A 756-nucleotide genomic window follows, 5' to 3' on the forward strand; every position below is an offset into this window, starting at 1 on the left:
GTCGCGGCAGGCCGAGCAGTTCCGCCGCCGTGCGGCGGAGCGACATGCGCGCGAGCCAGCTGCCGCCGTCCACCGAGCGCCGGCGCAGCAACGTGATCATCGCCGCGGCGAGGAGGTACCCCGTCGCGTGGTCGAGCGCCTGCGCGGGCAGCGCGCCGGGTGCGTCCGGCGTGCCCTCGATGAGCGCGATGCCCGATGACGCCTGCACGAGGCTGTCGAATCCGCCCCGCTCTCCCGTCGTTCCGCCGAAGCCCCAGGCGGCGAGCTGCCCGACGACCAGGCCCGGATGCCGGGCGGCGAGGGTCGCCGGGTCGAGGCCGAGCCGCTCGAGCGACGAGGGTCGGTAGCCGAGGACGATCGCATCGGCGCCGGCGAGCAGTTCGTCGAACCGCGCGGCATCGCCGGCACTCCGGAGGTCGAGCAGCGCCGACCGCTTCCCGGGGCCGCTGTCGAGGTGCTGCCACCCGAGCTCGGCCGGCGCGGGCGGATCGATCCGCAGCACGTCCGCGCCGAGCAGTGCGAGCGTGCGCGTGGTGACGGGGCCTGCGATCACGCGCGTGAGGTCCAGCACGCGCGCGCCCGCGAGCGGCCGGTCCGCGTCGACCGTGCCCGTACTGGATCCCTCGGACTCGCCGAGCCGGGCGACGTCGATGAGCGGACGCCGCCTGAGCTCGTCGTCCGCGCGCGGGTCCTCGCCCGCGACGGCGACGCACATGCCGCCCTCGCGGGTCACCGCGTCTGCGAGCTCGGCGGCGG

The 756-nt window shown here is 76.6% G+C and carries 1 protein-coding gene; it reads right to left on the reverse strand.

Features of this window, described 5'->3' with window-relative positions:
* The coding region (locus tag ESO86_RS17990) for a CoA transferase (protein WP_207207231.1) at positions 1-756 on the reverse strand (756 nt) is incomplete at both ends.

The organism is Agromyces binzhouensis (assembly GCF_004135055.1).
In the GTDB taxonomy this organism is placed as follows: domain Bacteria; phylum Actinomycetota; class Actinomycetes; order Actinomycetales; family Microbacteriaceae; genus Agromyces; species Agromyces binzhouensis.